At 42.8% G+C, this 17,489-nt stretch carries 16 protein-coding genes; 4 read left to right on the top strand and 12 right to left on the bottom strand.

The window, feature by feature from the left end:
* Positions 1–205: 205 nt before the first annotated feature.
* The 10 genes from U5K72_20565 to thrA all read right to left on the bottom strand — a co-directional run bounded on the left by U5K72_20565 (position 206) and on the right by thrA (position 10,719).
* The gene (locus tag U5K72_20565; protein ID MDZ7721228.1) at positions 206–1,057 is read right to left on the bottom strand and encodes a DUF5777 family beta-barrel protein; all 852 of its coding nucleotides are present in this window, start codon (positions 1,055–1,057) and stop codon (positions 206–208) included.
* Complete coding sequence (locus U5K72_20560) at positions 1,047–1,610, bottom strand: YceI family protein (GenBank protein MDZ7721227.1); 564 nt, start codon at positions 1,608–1,610, stop codon at positions 1,047–1,049. Before U5K72_20560 ends, U5K72_20565 begins: the two co-directional genes overlap by 11 nt.
* A gap of 19 nt (positions 1,611–1,629) precedes the next feature.
* Positions 1,630–2,103, bottom strand: coding sequence for a cytochrome c (locus U5K72_20555; GenBank protein ID MDZ7721226.1), 474 nt, complete (start codon positions 2,101–2,103; stop codon positions 1,630–1,632).
* A 308-nt stretch (positions 2,104–2,411) separates the two neighbouring features.
* The gene (locus U5K72_20550; protein ID MDZ7721225.1) at positions 2,412–3,395 is read right to left on the bottom strand and encodes an outer membrane beta-barrel protein; all 984 of its coding nucleotides are present in this window, start codon (positions 3,393–3,395) and stop codon (positions 2,412–2,414) included.
* A complete protein-coding gene (locus tag U5K72_20545) occupies positions 3,364–3,765 on the bottom strand; it encodes a hypothetical protein (protein MDZ7721224.1) in 402 nt (133 codons plus the stop codon). Before U5K72_20545 ends, U5K72_20550 begins: the two co-directional genes overlap by 32 nt.
* Positions 3,766–3,771: 6 nt before the next feature.
* A complete protein-coding gene (locus U5K72_20540; GenBank protein MDZ7721223.1) occupies positions 3,772–4,299 on the bottom strand; it encodes an RNA polymerase sigma factor in 528 nt (175 codons plus the stop codon).
* 131 nt (positions 4,300–4,430) lie between these two features.
* On the bottom strand, positions 4,431–5,300 hold the full coding sequence (locus U5K72_20535) for a hypothetical protein (GenBank protein MDZ7721222.1): 870 nt from the start codon (positions 5,298–5,300) through the stop codon (positions 4,431–4,433).
* A 397-nt stretch (positions 5,301–5,697) separates the two neighbouring features.
* Complete coding sequence (gene thrC, locus U5K72_20530; GenBank protein MDZ7721221.1) at positions 5,698–7,005, bottom strand: threonine synthase; 1,308 nt, start codon at positions 7,003–7,005, stop codon at positions 5,698–5,700.
* 128 nt (positions 7,006–7,133) lie between these two features.
* Positions 7,134–8,087 carry a homoserine kinase gene (locus tag U5K72_20525; protein MDZ7721220.1) on the bottom strand — a complete coding sequence of 318 codons (954 nt, stop codon included), beginning with the start codon at positions 8,085–8,087 and terminating at the stop codon, positions 7,134–7,136.
* A 157-nt stretch (positions 8,088–8,244) separates the two neighbouring features.
* Complete coding sequence (gene thrA / locus U5K72_20520; GenBank protein MDZ7721219.1) at positions 8,245–10,719, bottom strand: bifunctional aspartate kinase/homoserine dehydrogenase I; 2,475 nt, start codon at positions 10,717–10,719, stop codon at positions 8,245–8,247.
* 366 nt (positions 10,720–11,085) lie between these two features.
* On the opposite strand from thrA, the gene proC reads away from it, so the two are divergent.
* The 3 genes from proC to U5K72_20505 all read left to right on the top strand — a co-directional run bounded on the left by proC (position 11,086) and on the right by U5K72_20505 (position 12,489).
* The gene (proC, locus tag U5K72_20515; protein MDZ7721218.1) at positions 11,086–11,895 is read left to right on the top strand and encodes a pyrroline-5-carboxylate reductase; all 810 of its coding nucleotides are present in this window, start codon (positions 11,086–11,088) and stop codon (positions 11,893–11,895) included.
* A 61-nt stretch (positions 11,896–11,956) separates the two neighbouring features.
* On the top strand, positions 11,957–12,157 hold the full coding sequence (locus tag U5K72_20510; protein MDZ7721217.1) for a hypothetical protein: 201 nt from the start codon (positions 11,957–11,959) through the stop codon (positions 12,155–12,157).
* Between the two features lie 194 nt (positions 12,158–12,351).
* Complete coding sequence (locus U5K72_20505) at positions 12,352–12,489, top strand: hypothetical protein (protein MDZ7721216.1); 138 nt, start codon at positions 12,352–12,354, stop codon at positions 12,487–12,489.
* 102 nt (positions 12,490–12,591) lie between these two features.
* Here U5K72_20505 and U5K72_20500 read toward each other — a convergent pair whose 3' ends face one another.
* Positions 12,592–15,090, bottom strand: coding sequence for an acyl-CoA dehydrogenase (locus U5K72_20500; protein ID MDZ7721215.1), 2,499 nt, complete (start codon positions 15,088–15,090; stop codon positions 12,592–12,594).
* A 12-nt stretch (positions 15,091–15,102) separates the two neighbouring features.
* Positions 15,103–15,690 carry a TetR/AcrR family transcriptional regulator gene (locus tag U5K72_20495; GenBank protein MDZ7721214.1) on the bottom strand — a complete coding sequence of 196 codons (588 nt, stop codon included), beginning with the start codon at positions 15,688–15,690 and terminating at the stop codon, positions 15,103–15,105.
* A gap of 190 nt (positions 15,691–15,880) precedes the next feature.
* Here U5K72_20495 and U5K72_20490 point away from each other — a divergent pair, with 190 nt between their 5' ends.
* A complete protein-coding gene (locus U5K72_20490; GenBank protein MDZ7721213.1) occupies positions 15,881–17,347 on the top strand; it encodes an alpha-L-fucosidase in 1,467 nt (488 codons plus the stop codon).
* Positions 17,348–17,489 lie beyond the last annotated feature (142 nt).

Genomic DNA, 17,489 nt, shown 5'->3' with positions numbered 1-17,489 from the left:
AGAGCTTTCCGCGCCCCAGACATTGTATTTTTCTTACCATTGCAACGCATTTCAAACACTAAGCGAAAAGAGATTTGAATAATATTTTATACCAGTATTAAAAAATACAATGTCAAAAAAATCAACCCCCGGAGTTTCACCTCCGGAGGTCGCGTTGGGAAATACAAATCTATGGACTGATTTATTTCCCAGCACCAAGGCTCGTCTATTGTCCACCGAGGCCAAATACCCGGTGGATATTAAATCCAAATCGAAAATCTCCCTCCCAAAATCGATCTCTGTTATTTGCCATAATAAACTGCTCATTGTGCCACTGGGAACTGGCAAAAAAGATCTGGAACACATGCCCGCCGGTATTAATGTTCAGCGCAATGGCCATTGCATCATCCGTTCCGGGATTCCGATCTCCAAATACCGGCAGATACTCTCCACTCAATGCATACCGCTCATTTAACTCTACATTCAGCAATATACCAAGGCCTAACAGATCCTTTTGGGCTTGTCCGGGAGTCCGGTTAAAATGAGAATACATTGGGCTGAGCTGAAGTGAAAAACCATTGAATTTTCTTGCAATCATGACGGATGTGAAATAGCTCAATCGATCCGAAAACTCCAATCCAATTCCGGAAAGCGTTGAAATTCCGGTTGCTCCTTTTACAGCAACACTTACCGGAACGGAGCCATCTGTTTGTTGCCTGAGCAGATTTATCTTCGTTGAGATATCCACCACTTTCCTGAATGTCATACGTCCCAGCCCTAACGACACACGGTCCGTAATACCGTATATCAATCCAAGTCTTGTATTTGCACCATCATCCAGGCCGAAGAACCGGTCAATACCGCCATCTACAAGGCCAAATGTGTGAAGAACAGATGAGTGCAGATCTTTCCCGGAGGGATTTACAGTGGTGCTAATGCCCACATTTTTTGTAGCCCAGAACGTATCCTCAACAGGTGATGAGGTGACCACCCGCTCACGTTCCAGTTGAGCATTACAAAGTGCTGGCAGAAAAAGAAATATTCCAGCAATCAAAAAAACGATGGAATTACATTTCATTTGATTCATTATCCTGAGGTTCAAGTTGTGCGTCAATTCGAATTTCAATCTTTTCATCCACCCGGTAAAACAGAATGCCCGGAGGTTCAATCTCATAATCATTGAGGTTTAAAATCCACGAAGCCTCCAGGCTTAGCGTATTATTCCGATGTTGAAGAGAACCATCTACCTCAATGGAATGAGTAACACCATGGATCGTAAAATCACCTGCTACAGTTACATTTTGCTCATCTGTGGATGCGAGGTCAAATGACGATTGGAGCGTACCTGTAAATTCAGCGAACGGAAACTCATCCGTTTCGAGCGTGCTGTACATATCCCGGTCACGCTTGCCATTTCCCGTATCCAGTGTTTTCAAGTCGATATAGAAATCGACCAGGTTCTCGTCAAAATCGATAAGACCAGTCAAATGATCGGATGTCCCGGTAAATGAATGCAGTGGCACGCTCGAGGTAAACTCTACATGACCGGTTTCCGTGATATAGGATTGGGCCTGAACTTCTGATGAGAAAATCAGGGTTACAACAACGACTGACAGGGCTAATAATCTCATAATATTGATCCTTTGATTTCTAATTATCTTCCGCACCCTGGTTAATCCATTCTTTAATTTGATCGATTCTGTCTGAGGACAAAAAAGGACCTCCTTCCGGCATCCTCGAATCAAATTGCGGATTGGGTTCAATCTTATCTACGAGCGGACTTGCATCTGCATTATCAGGCTGAACGACTTCAGTTCCATATTGATCGCCCACACTATTCATCACATTTTCATAGCTATCCAGCCGTACACCATTTTGAGATCCCCCGATGTGACAAGACCCACAATTTTGAGTGAAGATCTGCACTACGTTTGTAAATGTCGGTTCCAACCCAATCTCATTATTATTGTTGTTATTATTGCCCGTATTACTATCATTATTGTTTGGAGCAGTACTTCCTCCGTCGCTGCAGGCAGTCATTAAAATCAACGATAGCGAAATTACCCAAAAAGGTATCGTAGAGAGTAATTGTGAAATTGTAAATCGTTTAGTTTTTTTATTCATTTTTCTATTGAGATTAATTGAGATTATCCATTTCCAGCGAAAAAAAGAGCTACTGTAGTAACCAGTAAATTTATATAGCGTCAGGATCAATCAATTTTAATAGCCCATCTGAGAAGAGGCCACACAAAAACACAAATAATTTTGTGATTTCGTGTTTTTGTGGCTACCTGATTGACTATACTTTTTTAAAGATTTAACAATACAGCATTGCAGCCGGCTAATTGATTTAATATTAAAGTTTTTGAAGAAGCTGTCTTTTGATTTCATAGTTCAATGGATTTCGGAATTAGCAGATTAATTTTAGATTTTTATAGATTGCCGAATCGGTAATTCAGCGATACAAAACTGCCCATCGAATAGAGTTCAACATCTCCCCAGCCTACACCTTTCAGGGGAATTTTGAGATGGGGTTCCGCCCGGATCGACCAGGTTGGCGATAGATCGTATTCTATTCCAATGGAAAAACCGGCATTACTAAACCAATGACGCGTCCCAGTCGCCTCACTCCATGAATTCTCCATACCCGCCGGATTACCATCGTATTGAAACTGGTAATCCTCATTCATCATGATATAGGAGGACAGACCCGCAGTTGCAAAAATCCGGGATCGGTCGAAATTGAACAGGTTTGCCTTCAGGCTGACAGGGATATCTAAAATCACACACATAGCGGAAGTTTGATCGGGCATCACACCATTATTCCAGGCTTGCGGTGGATTATATTCACTCCCGTTTGCCTTATACTTTACATTAGAAATGGCTACACCGCTAATCAGTGAAAAATGTTTAGAAAGTGAATACTCTGCCAATACTCCCCCCTTAAATCCCGGGGTATCAAAATTGGAAACTCCGTCCACTGTACTCAAATCGGGAGAAAGCACAACTCCAACCGCTATTCGTGAACCTGCCTTATTTTTTGATTGTGTACCGGAAAAACTGTTAGTCGCTGCAATCGGTATTCGCTGAATCGCACTCGAACCTCCATTCGAGTCAGTATTGATGGGTTGATATGCGAAGCCAGAACCTTGCTTCCTTACTTCTGCGGATTGATTTTTAAATCTGACAAATTCCGGTATCAAAGCACGGTTTTCAAAAAATTGATGTGGATCAACTGGTTTCTGTTGAATGGTTTCTGTTGCTTCTGCAAATGCTCCTCGCGGGAAATTTCCAGACTGATCTGCTTCAGATTGCTCTTTGGTAGAAGCCGCTCCCGGTTCATCATTCACAATCGCATTTCGCTGCTCATCTTGTCCGGCACCTTCACTCCACATTCCCTGGCACAGTATCTTCATTTTCCTGAACACCCTCAGTCCCACCTGCCGACTCATTTATTTGATTTTCAGCTATCGCAGTATCCCCCTGGCTATTGGAACTCAGAGGCTGATCATTTTGCTCAACCGCCTCATTCTGGTTCAACTGCTCCGTAAGCTCGTTGATTTTATTGTGATTTTGAACGGTGTAATACCCAATCAGAGAAAAAATCAGTATGGCCGCAGCCGCCAGCCATCGCAAACGGCGCCGGTAGTAGAGCTTCATATCCCGGGCATCGAGCTGCTTCTCCAGCTTCAGCCAGTCTTCCTCTCTGTACGAAATATTGTACTCCTCAGCTTTCTTCCTGAAAAGCCGTTCAAGAGGATCGTTATGATTCTGTTCGTCGCTCATAATTGTTTACATTAGGTTTTTTTCCAGCATAGCCCTGAGATTCTTTTTTGCCTTATGCAGGTTCGATTTCGACGTTCCCACCGAGATTCCCAGCAACTCAGCAATCTCCTTATGTTTAAATCCGTCAATCACATAGAGATTAAAAACTGTTCTGTAAGCCGGGCTGAGTTTCTGAACCATTTCAATAATTTCATCATAAGTCAGGCCGCTGATAATAGTTTCCTCTCGGCCCATATCAGCACCACTTTCCTCAAGCCCTTCCCAGTTCTCGTACTTTTTATTGGCATGGAAATGGTTGATCGCCGTATTCACAATAATCTTACGCAGCCACGGTTTGAACGGCCGGTGCCGGTCGTACTTCTTGATGTTTTCGAACACTTTCATAAACGCATCATTCAAAACGGCCGCAGCCTTGTCCCGGGAATCAGCATACCGCATCGTAATGCTCATCCCGTAAGCATAAAACATCTGGTACAGCTCTTTTTGATTTTTTCGGTCCCTTCTGCGGCAACCGTCAATGATTTGGCTCAGCAAGACGTTTGGATTACAGGTAATTATGTGGTTATGATTAAAGCAATTAAATCCTGCTTCTATTTAATAATAGATCAGAACACAGTAAATGGTTGCCTCTGAATATTTTCAAAAAGTATTTTTTAACTCCGGTATTATTCTGGTTCCGGTGCTTCCTGAACACCCATATTTACTACAGGCCATATACCCGGTTTGGGAAAACTGACACCTTTCGTATCTCCGCGATCGATATCCTGTCCAAAATAGTAGAGAGGCCAACCTTTATACGTGAGTTGCTGTTCTTCACCGTGGACAGTAATTTCACCAAAATTATCTTTCTCCATTCCGTTGGGCAGTGATTCTATATCTGTGTAAAAAATGGGCCAAACACCATTGTTACTAAAATCTTCTTCGGTAAAGTTATTAGTATTTGATACATCAAAGGCAAAACTGTAGATAGTTCTTCCCTCGGCATCGGTAAAATATGTAGTATTTCCTTCGCCTACTTCGTAATCACTTGTGTAATTATTGCCATCCTCCCCAACCAGTTGAGCATTGGCTATCATGAGAGAATAGTCGGTTTTGGCTACAAACCATACACCATTTATACCATCACCGTTAACATCACCCTCCTGATTATCATTTGCAAAATAATATAGAGGCCACCCGCGATATGTTGTTTGTGATGAACCATCTGCCCTGGTTATGGTACCTACGTTGGCTACATCAAGACCGTTCCCCGCTTCCGCATCTTCCGAGAAAAATACAGGCCAGTTGGCAATACACTCGCCTTCGCATTGACTCTCGCCTTTTACATCAGGTGCAAAAAAATAGAGGGCATTCCCCTCTGCATCCGTAAGAATATTTCCGTGAGATTGAGTGGAAGTAACTTGTAAATAATTCTCTTCATCGTCGGGGCCACTACTGTCGTCGCTGCAACCGGTGAAAGTAATTCCAGCGACAGTTAAGATTCCTACAACTAAAACTTTTATAAATCTCGAAGTACTATTCTTAAAAAATATCATGCTTTTCCTCATTTTTGCATTTGATTAGTAAAAGGAAATCTGTAGTGTAATTCACTATTTTGTCCTTCCTTTACTTGTCCATACAGCAAAAAAGAGAAAAGGGTTGCCTCTTGATTTTAAATTTTTGTCAACTACGCTAAAGTTTCCTTGATCAGGATAGATTTTTGAAGAGATGGATTTGCAGCACAAGCGAGACGCTTGCGCTATCTTTTACCAAGAGCACAAAGAAGAAAAGAGCTGGCGCAAGTGTCCCACTTGTGCCCCTTTCATGAACTCTTTGTTTTTTTGAAGAGATGGATTTTCAGCACGTACAAAACACTTGTACTATCTTAGATTTTAAACAAAAAAATCTGTGAAACTTTGCGCTAAATCAGCGCAACTCTGCGAGAAAAAGAAGCTAATCCCGATTCATCAAAAAATCCTTAAACCCCTTAAAATCACTCCCAATCGTTGTTGACTTCTTCTCTTTCTGAAGCCAAACTTTCAAACGCTCCGGCACTTCTATCTCTTGATCAATTTCCGGCTCAATTACATCACGAAACTTAACCGGGTGTGCTGTGGCGAGTGTCACAGTCGCGGCATTCTCTCCTTTTTCTGCTTGAGATTCTCTGGCCGCCCGATACCCAATAGCTGTATGCGGACAAAGAAGATATTTGTACTTATCATAAATTAGCCGGATCGTTTCGCGGGTCTCTTCATCTGTGTAGGAATAGCCGGTGATCTGATCTCGAATTGCAGAATCTGAATTGTTAAACAGGTATTTTATTCGGGCAAAATTACTTGGATTTCCCACATCCATCGCGTTGGAGATGGTTTGAACAGAATCTCTTGGTTGAAATTCTTCTCCTTTCAGATATTCAGGAACTACATCATTTACATTCGTAGCGGCCAAAAAATGTTTGGCAGGCATTCCCATTTTCATTGCCAGCAGCCCGCCCGTCAGGTTTCCAAAATTTCCACTTGGCACAGAGAAAACCGGGTTTTCAATTCCTTGCTTCTGAAGTTCACTCACCGCGTACACATAGTAAAACGATTGTGGTAATAACCGGGCAATATTGATAGAGTTTGCCGAACTCAACTGCATTTTAGCATTCAACTCATCATCTGTAAATGCCTGCTTCACAAGATGCTGGCAATCATCAAAAACACCCTCTACTTCCAAAGCAGTTACGTTCTCTCCGAGCGTTGCCATCTGCTGTTCCTGTAATTTGCTTACTTTTCCTTTTGGAAACAGGAGACAGACTTGGACACCTTCTACTTTGTAAAACCCGTGAGCCACCGCACTTCCGGTATCGCCGGAGGTAGCCACCAAAATCGTCACTTCCTCTTGAGCTTTTCGGGCATTTTCCGAGAAAAGACGAGCCATAAAACGAGCACCAAAATCTTTAAATGCAAGTGTGGGTCCATGAAATAGTTCAAGTACAAAATTATCCTCTTCGACAGCAGTCAACGGAACCGGAAAGTTGAATGCATCCTTAATCACGGAGCGGAGTTCTTTATCGGACAGGTCATCACCGAAAAAGGGTTTGGCCATCCCGAAAGCGATCTCATTGAAACTCAGATCTTTCAATGAATTCCAAAAAGAATCAGGTAAAACAGGTATTTCCTCCGGCATATACAGACCGCCATCGGGAGCCAGCCCTTTTCGCATTGCTTCGAGGAAGGTTACGGGTTTGGATTGTCCGTTTGTGCTTATGAATTTCATGTTTCAGGATGCAGGGTTCAAGTTGCAGGATGGATTTTTCACTTAATATGCTTGTGCTCCGAAACCTCAGGGTACCAAAATTGGAAGCACGAGCGAGACGCTCGCGCTATTTCAGAATTTCTCACATCTCAAGTCTGTACAACAGATGCTCCTTCGGTGTTGATTTTTGATATATGAAGATTGTATTCCAGTCCGATACTTTTCAAGACAGTCCCCATCGCTTTTCCAATCTCTTCGGCTTGTTCTTTGGATTTACTCAACGCAAAAAGGGACGGCCCCGAACCGGAAATACTGCAACCCAGTGCTCCGTGATCAAGTGCAGCTTTCTGCATTTCTGAAAATCCGGGAATCAATACGGAGCGAACCGGTTCGATAATTTCATCATGCAGAGATCGGCCGATCAGATCATAATCGTTGGTATAAAGTCCGGCGATCAGCGATCCTAAATTACCCCATTGCGTGACGGCTTTCTCCAGCGAAACCTGTTTTTTTAAAATCTTGCGGCTGTTTTTGGTCTGAATCTCAATTTCGGGATGAATAATTGTGCAGTGTAATTTATCAGGTGTATTCAGGGAAATTACATCCGGCGGCTGATGCGTTTTCACTAAAATAAATCCGCCAATCAACGCTGCTGCAACATTATCCGCATGAGCCGTACCACTGGCCGCGAGCTCTCCTTTCACTGCAAATGGCAAAAGTTCATTCCGTGAAAATGGATTTCCCAGCAGTTCATTCACTGCAAAAACAGCGGCGGCAGAACTGGCTGCGCTGGAGCCGAGTCCGCTGCCCAATGGCATCTTCTTTTCGATTTCGAGATCAATGCCAATTTCATTCTCTCGGCCTGCTTTTTGTAATAGCGAAAGGGCCGCAAGTCCCGCTGTATTTTTTTTAATCTCCTTCGGCAATTTTCCATCATCGCCTGAAATGGCTGTAATTCTCAATCCCGTTTCATCAGAAAATGATGCCGTTACAAAATCTCCCAAACCATGAATGGCAAAACCAAGTACATCAAACCCGCAGGCAACATTGGCAACCGTTGCAGGCGCAAACGCTTTGATTTTTTTTGAGTTGATTGCTGTCATTTCTATGATTCAATGTTTCATGAAGCTGAGCTTCATATTTGAGTGTTCCGCAGCAGAGCTACGGAACAAGTAAAATATCCCCCTTTGAAGGGGGTAAGGGGGATGGCCAAACGTCTCAAAGTTTACACACCCCTCATTCCCCTCTCAAGAGGGGAAGCTAAAACCCCGCATTGCTATACGCCTTGGTATTCGCCACTCGCAATATATCAGAGATAATTCCCGCAGCGGTAACTTTAGCGCCGGCACCTGGTCCTTTGATAACCAACGGATTTTCATCGTAATTTGAGGAGTGGATCGCTAAAATATTGTCGCTGCCGGACAGGTTGTAAAATGGATGATCGGACCCAATGGTCTCCAGTTTTACTTCTGCATTTCCGTTCTCAAACCGTGCAATATAACATAATTTCTTTCCTTCATCGGCGGCTGCTTTCCACATCGATTCGAACTCCTCATCAAACTCTTTCAGCTTCGCAAAAAACTCATCAATATCTGCAGCATCCCGGGCTTCTTCAGGAACCAGGTTCTGTATCTCAATATCATCAAAATCCAGTTCATAACCAGATACACGAGCCAGAATCAACAGTTTCCGGCCTACATCAAACCCGTTAAGATCTTCCCGGGGATCGGGCTCCGTGTATCCCATCTCCTTCGCCTTCTTCACCAGGTCGCTGAACCCAACGGAGTCATCAAAGCTGTTAAAAAGATAGCTCAACGTACCGGAGAGAACCGCCTCGATTTTATGGATATGATCGCCCGTGGTTACCATCTCATTGATTGTGGCGATCACCGGAAGCCCGGCACCCACATTCGTCTCATATTTATAGGCAGCGTTGTGCTGCTTGGCCGTTTCATGCAATTCATCGAACAACTCCTGGCTGGTTGAATTTGCAAGTTTGTTCGGTGTTACAACTGAAATACTTTCAGATAAAATTTCATTGTAAAACGACTTTAACTCAGGACTTGCCGTACAATCCACAAAAATGCTGTTCGGCAAATTCATCTGTTTCATCTCTTCTACAAAAGAGGTTAAATTGGTCTCTTTGCCATCGTTATTCAAATGCTCTTCCCAATCAGAAAACGAGATCGATTCCTCACTTAATAACATTTGCCGGCTATTTGCGAGCCCCTTGATATTTACATCAATCTGGTACTCTTTGTAAAGCTCTTCGGCATGTTCACTCAGCATTTTCAGCAATGTACTTCCAATCAATCCAACTCCGACTAAGAACAGATTCATCGTTTTCACTCCCGATAAGAAAAAGGCATCGTGCAATGTATTCATCGCTTTTTTCTCGTTCTTTTGATCGATCACAAACGAGATATTTCGTTCTGATGAACCCTGTGCAATCGCCACAATATTAATACCGTTTCTACCCAATGCATTAAATACACGTCCTGCAATTCCGGGAATTTGACGCATATTATCTCCCACTACAGCTACTATAGAAAGGTCGTTTTCAATTCGAATTTCATCGATAATTTCTGCCTTAAACTCTTCAGAAAATTCTTCGGTAATGGACTCCCTGGCAGCATCGGCAAATTCCGGTAACACGGCCAATGTAATGGTATGCTCGGATGAGGACTGCGTAATTAAAATGATATTTATATTCTTCTCTGCCAGAGCCCCAAATATTCGTGAAGCCACTCCTGTTACCCCAATCATACCGCTGCCCTTAATGGTAAGCAGAGATACATCTTCAATTGAGGATAACCCACGAATAATTCCGCCTCTTTCTTTGATCTCTTTCTTAATCTGCGTTCCGGGATGTTCCGGTTTGAAGGTATTTTTGATGAGAATCGGAATCTCGGATTTCAGTGCAGGTTGAATTGTCGGTGGATAGATAACCCGGGCGCCAAAATGCGATAGCTCCATCGCTTCCTCGTATGATGCAAATTCAACAGAAAACGCATTCTTTACTTTCCGGGGATCAGCGGTCATCAAACCGTCCACATCGGTCCAGATCTCAATAGCATCGGCTTTTAATGCCGCTCCAAAAATCGACGCTGTATAATCAGATCCTCCTCTGCCAAGCGTTGTACTTTCTTTGTTTTCAGTTGAAGAGATAAATCCGGTTGCAACCAGAATGTTATTATCATTCTCTTGAACGTAGTTCTGGATATTTTGAAATGTTTGAACCGTCAGCACCCGGGCTGATCCAAAATTTTTATCGGTTTTAATCAGATCCCTTGTGTCTGTGTAGAGAGTATCCATTCCCTCATTTTGAAGAGCCGCTGAAAGGAGTTGGGCAGAAAATCGCTCGCCAAATCCAACGATAAAATCCAGTGTTTTTTTGGTGAGTTCACGAATTAGAGACACTCCCTGGAGCACATCTTCAAGTTCATTCAGTAATAACTTAAACGATGTGATCACTTCACTTCTCTTACTGACCGGAAACAGGTCATTTATCGTATCGATATGTCTTTTGTCAATCTCTTCCAGGCGGTCCTCAAATGATTCATCACCCGCAGCAGCAAGACTTGCGGTTTCAATCAATTGATCTGTAATTCCACGCAGAGCGGAAACCACCACAACTATGCGCCGATCTTTCTGCTTTGATTCTATAATAGATATGACACGACGCAGTGCATCCGGTGATCCCACCGAGCTCCCGCCAAATTTTAAAATCCTCATGAAAATGGTTTCTATTAAGCAATTACCAATACGGTTCTACCTATCAGATCGCTCAAAGCGGTCCGTTGGGTGTACCATAGATTCTTTATTTTTTATTCAAACACCCAAAAGGCAGATAACCCTAATTTTAGCTATTCATTAGGCCGTAACCAAGATTTTTTTATAATTCTCCAATTAAAGTTGTAAAAGCGCTTCCACTTTTTCTTCTATTTTTTGGTCTTTCATGGTTGTAGATTGAACATCTATTCCTTTAGTTGGTTCCAATACCATATGTAATTTGAATGATTACAATTGATCCATGAAATATTGATTGGTTCAATTTCGTAACTTTATTAAATCATTGCTCGAAAATAAAAAACTATCAAAATGAATTTTAGTGATAAAAAAACTGCTATACTGGGCGCCGGAAATATTGGGTGCTCCATCGCCAACGGATTGACAGCTTCAGAAATCTTCAAGCCATCCCAACAAACTTTAACACGGCGACGAACCGATAAACTCAGTGAATACAAAGAGAAAGGTTACAATGTAACCTCAGATAATATTGAAGCCGTTAAAAGTTCAGACATCCTTATTGCCTGCGTTGAACCACACCAGTTAGATGGTCTTCTCAAAGAGATTTCGCCTGAATTGGACCCCGAAAAACATCTTTTGATCTCCGTTGTTTCCGGTGCAAAGATAGCGGACATCAAAAAGATCATTCCTGATGGAGTGGTGGTAGTTCGCGCCATGCCCAATACAGCCATCGCCATTCGTGAATCGATGACTTGTATCTGTTCAGAATCACTGGATAACGGAACTATTGAAACCACAAAAGCTATCTTTGATACGGTTGGTGAAACGTTGGTAATCCAGGAAGACCAGATGTCCTCGGCCACGGCATTAGTGGCTTGTGGAATAGCATTTTTCCTCAGGGCGATCCGGGCAGCTTCTCAAGGAGGAATTGAAATTGGTTTCAGTTCTCATGAATCTCTCTCCATGGCTACTCAAACCGCAAAAGGTGCGGCATCTCTTCTTGGTTCGATGAAGAATCACCCCGAGTATGAGATTGATCGGGTGACCACTCCAAAAGGTTGTACCATTTCCGGCCTGAACCAGATGGAACACGGTGGTTTTAGCTCGGCTATGATTAAGGGAATATTGACATCCGCGGAGAAGGCTGAGAAGTTATATTAAAAGCAAGAGCAATATCGGCCAAAAACTATGAAATTTGTATTTTGTTTTAAAACATGTACTTATGGATAAGAAAGTTCGAATTTATGATTTGCATGATTCTAACCAAATTGCAGACGAAAAAGACTATTGGCTCAGTAAATCTCCCGAAGAGCGTTTAGCCGCCGCAGAAAAATTGCGCCACCAATTTATGCAAATAAAAGGAATCGATGTTAAACAACGACTTCAAAGAGTTCTTAAAATTACTCAATCAAAAAAAGGTTAATTACCTGCTTGTTGGCGGATATGCAGTAATTCTTCACGGATATCCCAGGTACACCGGAGATATTGATTTTTGGATTGAGCCAACTCACAGCAATGCATAGAAAGTTATTGATGTTTTAATTCAGTTTGGTTTTGGCTCCCTAAATCTTACAACTGACGATTTCACCAAACCAGATCAAATCATTCAACTTGGAAATGAACCATTCAGGATTGTTCTTATTACCTCAGGAGATGAAGTTAATTTTAGAGATTGCTACTCCCAAAAAAAAACTATTCCACGTGGATGATATACCTATTAAAAACGATCAACCGTACTATGTTGAAAAAGAATAAGAAATCATCCGGAAGGCATAAAGATCTCGATGATTTAGAACATTTATAAAAAACCCACAGTCGTACTGACCTGTGGGTTGGGATTGGGAACTCTGTAAAAGTTTACAAGAGAACGGTATCTTTATCCGGTTTTTCCAATCCTGTTTGCTTCTTGGGATCCGCAGCACTTCGTTTGTATTCTTCTAACGTAAATTCATCCACCAAGATGGTGTCATATCGTGCCTCCTCGGTTTTATGAACCATCTTGGCTTCATCTTCTGTAATGATATTTTGCTCAAGAGCAGAGTCGAGTTGTTTTAATACATGAGCTTTTTCCAGTTTCTTCGCTTTTGTAGCTTTATATAGTTTTTTATAAACAGGATAGGATTTTTCAATCCACTCGAGTGCATATTCATATTTACCAATCGCTTCATCCCGGCTTGTCGGAATAAAGATATCATCCGTAATTCGGTCTCTTTGTTCGCCGCGGACTTGCATGGCTTGAGCCACTTTATGTCCAAGCTTGTCGGATGGCTTCTTCCCGATCCTGTTGATGCGCGACCAAAGTGCAACAGGACCCCGGAACAACCAACTTAATCCAGGAACTTGTATCTCTGAATAGATCTCATCAAATGCGGTTTGAATTCGGGAAAATGCTTCTTCCATCGCCCATTCAAAGTAAATTTTGTCTTCTTCCTGTTTTTCTTCCATTTCATACCGGCGAAGTGTAGCCGTAGCAAGCAACATCCAGCTTAAAACATCCGCATACCTGCCGGAGAGTTTCTCCTTCATTTTGAGCGCACCACCATATGATCCAAGAGCAATATCCGCCATAAATGCGAAGGTTGCCGATGCCCAAGCCAGCTTCTTGTAATATTTTGAAGCAGATCCGCTAACCGGCGAGCTCGCCAATCGGCCTCTTGTCACGCTCAATACTATCGATCGAATCATATTTTGTACAGCATGACCGATATGCTTCCAAAAGTTTTTATCAAATTTTTTAACGTCTTTATTCATCAACGCCTCAATCTCTTTCAGCGCATACGGATGGCTGCGAATGGCACCCTGTCCAAATATCATCAGTGTTCGGGTAAGAATATTGGCTCCCTCCACCGTGATGGCAATCGGCATCGCAATATAAGAATGGGCAAAAATATTTCTGGGCCCGCGCGAGATTCCGGAACCACCCACAATATCCATTGCATCATTCACAATTTCACGCCCCAGTTCTGTAAAGTTGTACTTGGCGATGGCTGTAACCACGGCCGGCTTAGCTCCTTTATCGAGCGCTCCACAGATGTAGGTTCGAGCCGCATCCAGCAGATAGGTGTACCCTCCGATTCGGGCCATCGGCTCTTCAATTCCCTCAAACTTTCCAATATTTAAGCCAAACTGCTGACGAATTGCAGCATATGCCCCGATAGCACGGGTTGCCGTTTTTGCTCCGCCTACGGATTGTGCAGGGAGTGAGATACCGCGGCCCACAGCAAGTGATTCCATCAACATTCGCCAGCCATTTCCGGCTCCGTCTTCTTCACCTATAATCGCACTTATCGGTACCACAACATCTTTCCCCCGAATCGGGCAGTTGTAAAATGGTACTCCAAGCGGATCATGACGTTTTCCAAGAACAACTCCGTCGGTATCACTTGGAATCAACGCTGCTGTAATTCCCAGCTCCTCGCCTTTTCCAAGCAAATTTTTTGGATCATAAAGCTTAAACGCCAAACCAATAACCGTTGAAATAGCTGCCAACGTGATGTACCGTTTTTCCCAGTTTAGCTTGATGTAAAGTTCGCCATCGTCTCCTTTAAAAACTTCACCATGACTCTGCATCGCTCCGGCATCCGAACCGGCATTTGGTTCCGTCAATGCAAAGCATGGGATCTCCTCACCCTTTGCAAGTCGCGGCAGGTAATGATCTTTCTGTTCTTTGGTTCCATAGTGCATCAACAGTTCGGCAGGACCCAGAGAGTTTGGAACCATTACTGTGGTTGCCAGAGGTCCACAACGCGAAGCCAGTTTTGCAATAATTGCACTATGGGCATTCGCCGAAAATCCATGTCCACCATACTCATCAGGGATTACCAATCCAAAAAACCTTTCTTTCTTAAAATACTCCCAGGTTTTTTCATCAAACCCGCGGCGCTGGAATACATCCCAGTCAGACACCATAGAACACAACTCTTCTACCGGTCCATCCATAAACGCTCGTTCCTTCTCTGTTAATTTGGGATACTCCTCCTTCCTCAACTTCTTCAGGTCAGGTTTACCTGAAAAGAGTTCACCCTCTACCCAAACTGTTCCCGCATCAATCGCCGTTTGCTCTGTTTCAGAGATTACCGGCAGTATTTTCAACTTCTCTAACAGATTCATTAAAGGTCCGGATAGAACCGCTCTCCGAATTGGTTTGATGTTAAAAATCAAAGCGAGCACAACAAAAACAGCCAATAACCAAGTAGGAGCGCCAAGTCCCGTTAAGGCTGCCAGCCCTGCAATTGCCCACAGCCAAAGCGGGGCGCCGGTATATCCAAATAGCAATAGAACGAAAATGACAGATCCACCAACGATCCATCCGGATATTCCTTCAAAAAAAGTGAGTTGCTCCAATAAAGCTTCCATAATGTCCTCCTGTTATGCGGGTGTTTTTTGTATGATAAATCCCTGAATAATGTGATCAATTGCCTGATCGATAAATTTCTTTTGAGGTATGCGGGTATCGAGTCTTTTACTTAAAATAACAGAAACTACCCCATGCAATTGAGCCCATAGGGTATATGCACTGATCATTGGATTTTCAACATCAATCAAATGCTCTTTTTTTCCATTTTCAATAATCTCTGCCAGTAATTCGTAAGCACTCCGAATTTGTTGATATTTTTCTTTTGGATACTCCGGCATCTCCTCCGGCCGAACCATATATATAATTTCATACTCTTTTGGATGGTCAAGAGCGAAATGAATGTAACATCTTGCCAGATCCTCCAATTGCCGGATGAAATCTTTTGAGTCCTCAATCTCCTCAAGTAGTTTTTCCTTTAAATGCTCAATACTCTCTTCTATCAAAGCCAGGAGAAGATCATCCTTATTGTCGAAATGAAGGTAGATACTTGTTGCGGTTACATTTGCACGTTTTGCGATATTCCGCATCGACAGTTTTCCGAACCCCTCCTCAACTAAAAGTTCCCGGCTGACTTCTAATATTTCTGTTCTTAGTGACATCTTTTCAATCAAGTTAACAGTGTTAAGTTAACTCTAACAAATTATCAAAATTGTGTTTAATGTCAATATTTACATGCTATTCTCATTCAGGTTTATCTGCCATTAAGATCAAACGAATTGATATTTTTGTTCTTTATCATTCTGAAATCTTTTATGTTTGAACATCCCAAAAACCCAATCTATAGTTTTAATGAAAAAATTTTCTACACCGTTATTTCTATTTGTAATTCTTTTTGTTGTCAGTTCATGCAGCTCTGATGTTGGAGAGGTTGCTCCTCCGGCTCCCGTATACCCCGTTCCTTCCGAAGCCCAACTCGATTGGCACAGAATGGAACTCCTGGCGTTTGTACACTTTACCACCAATACATTTACCAATAAAGAATGGGGATATGGCGATGAGAGTCCATCCATTTTTAATCCCACAGAAATGGATGTTGATCAATGGATGACCACCCTGAGTAATGCTGGCTTTGAAGGTGTGATTTTAACAGCAAAGCACCACGACGGATTTTGCCTTTGGCCCAGCGAATATACAGAACACGATGTAGCAAACAGCCCTTATAAAGACGGAGAAGGAGATGTGGTAAAAGAAGTTTCAGAAGCAGCACGAGAACATGGAATGAAATTCGGCGTCTATCTTTCGCCGTGGGATCGAAACCGGGCTGATTATGGAGAGCCTTCTTACATCGATTATTACAGAAATCAACTGGAAGAAATTTTCACCAATTACGGACCTATTTTTGAAATGTGGTTCGACGGCGCAAATGGCGGTGATGGTTATTACGGCGGTGCAAATGAAACCCGAACTATCGACCGGCAAACCTACTACGATTGGCCCACAACCATTGAGTTTGTTCGAGATCTGCAACCCGAGCCACAAGTTCTCTTTTTCAGCGATGCCGGGCCTGATATTCGCTGGGTTGGAAACGAACATGGATTTGTGAATGAAACCAACTGGAATACCATCAACAACGATACGCTTTATGCAGGTCAGTCAGGAATTAACGATCTGCTTGCAACCGGATCGGAAGATGGCCAGAAATGGATACCAGCTGAAGTGGATGTATCGATTCGTCCCGGTTGGTTTTATCATCCCGAAGAAGATTCACTTGTAAAAACACCTGATGAATTGTTTGATATCTATATGACTTCCGTTGGCCGCGGGTCGAATCTTCTGCTGAATGTTCCTCCCGACAGACGTGGACTGATCCACGAAAATGATGTTGCCGCTCTTAGAGAGTGGAGAAGCATGCTGGATGAAACATTCGAAACAAATGTTGCTGAAAATGCTGAAGCTACGGCTGATTCTTACCGGGGAGAACACGAAGATTATGCCCCTGAACATCTCACAGATGGAGATAACGAAACTTACTGGGCTACTGATGATGGTATTTCAACCGGCGAGCTTGAAGTTATATTGGACGAACCCAGGGAGATCAATTATATAGTGGTGCAGGAATATATACAGCTTGGCCAGCGTGTTCAATCTTTCTCCATTGATGTGTGGCAAGATGGCGAATGGCAAGAAGTCGCTGATCAAACCACCATCGGCTACAAACGCATTCTTGAAATTGATCCGGTAACCACTGATCGGATTCGAATCAACATTGAGGATTCGAAAGCCAGTCCCGTGATTTCAAATATTGAAGTGTATTAATCAAATTTTAACTCGTCATACAAGTCACTCGTTCCAAAGGTCTTCTTTGGAACGCTGACCCTGAAGCTCCTCAATTCTCCCGGCTTTTCACTATCGAGAAGCGGAGCTTCTATTTGACATTCCGAGAGCTTCGTATCTGTTT

It is taken from the genome of Balneolaceae bacterium (genome assembly GCA_034521495.1).
Classification (GTDB): Bacteria; Bacteroidota; Rhodothermia; order Balneolales; family Balneolaceae; genus Rhodohalobacter.
The sequence above is the reverse complement of the archived record's forward strand: the minus strand, read 5'-3'. Positions and strand labels throughout refer to the sequence as shown.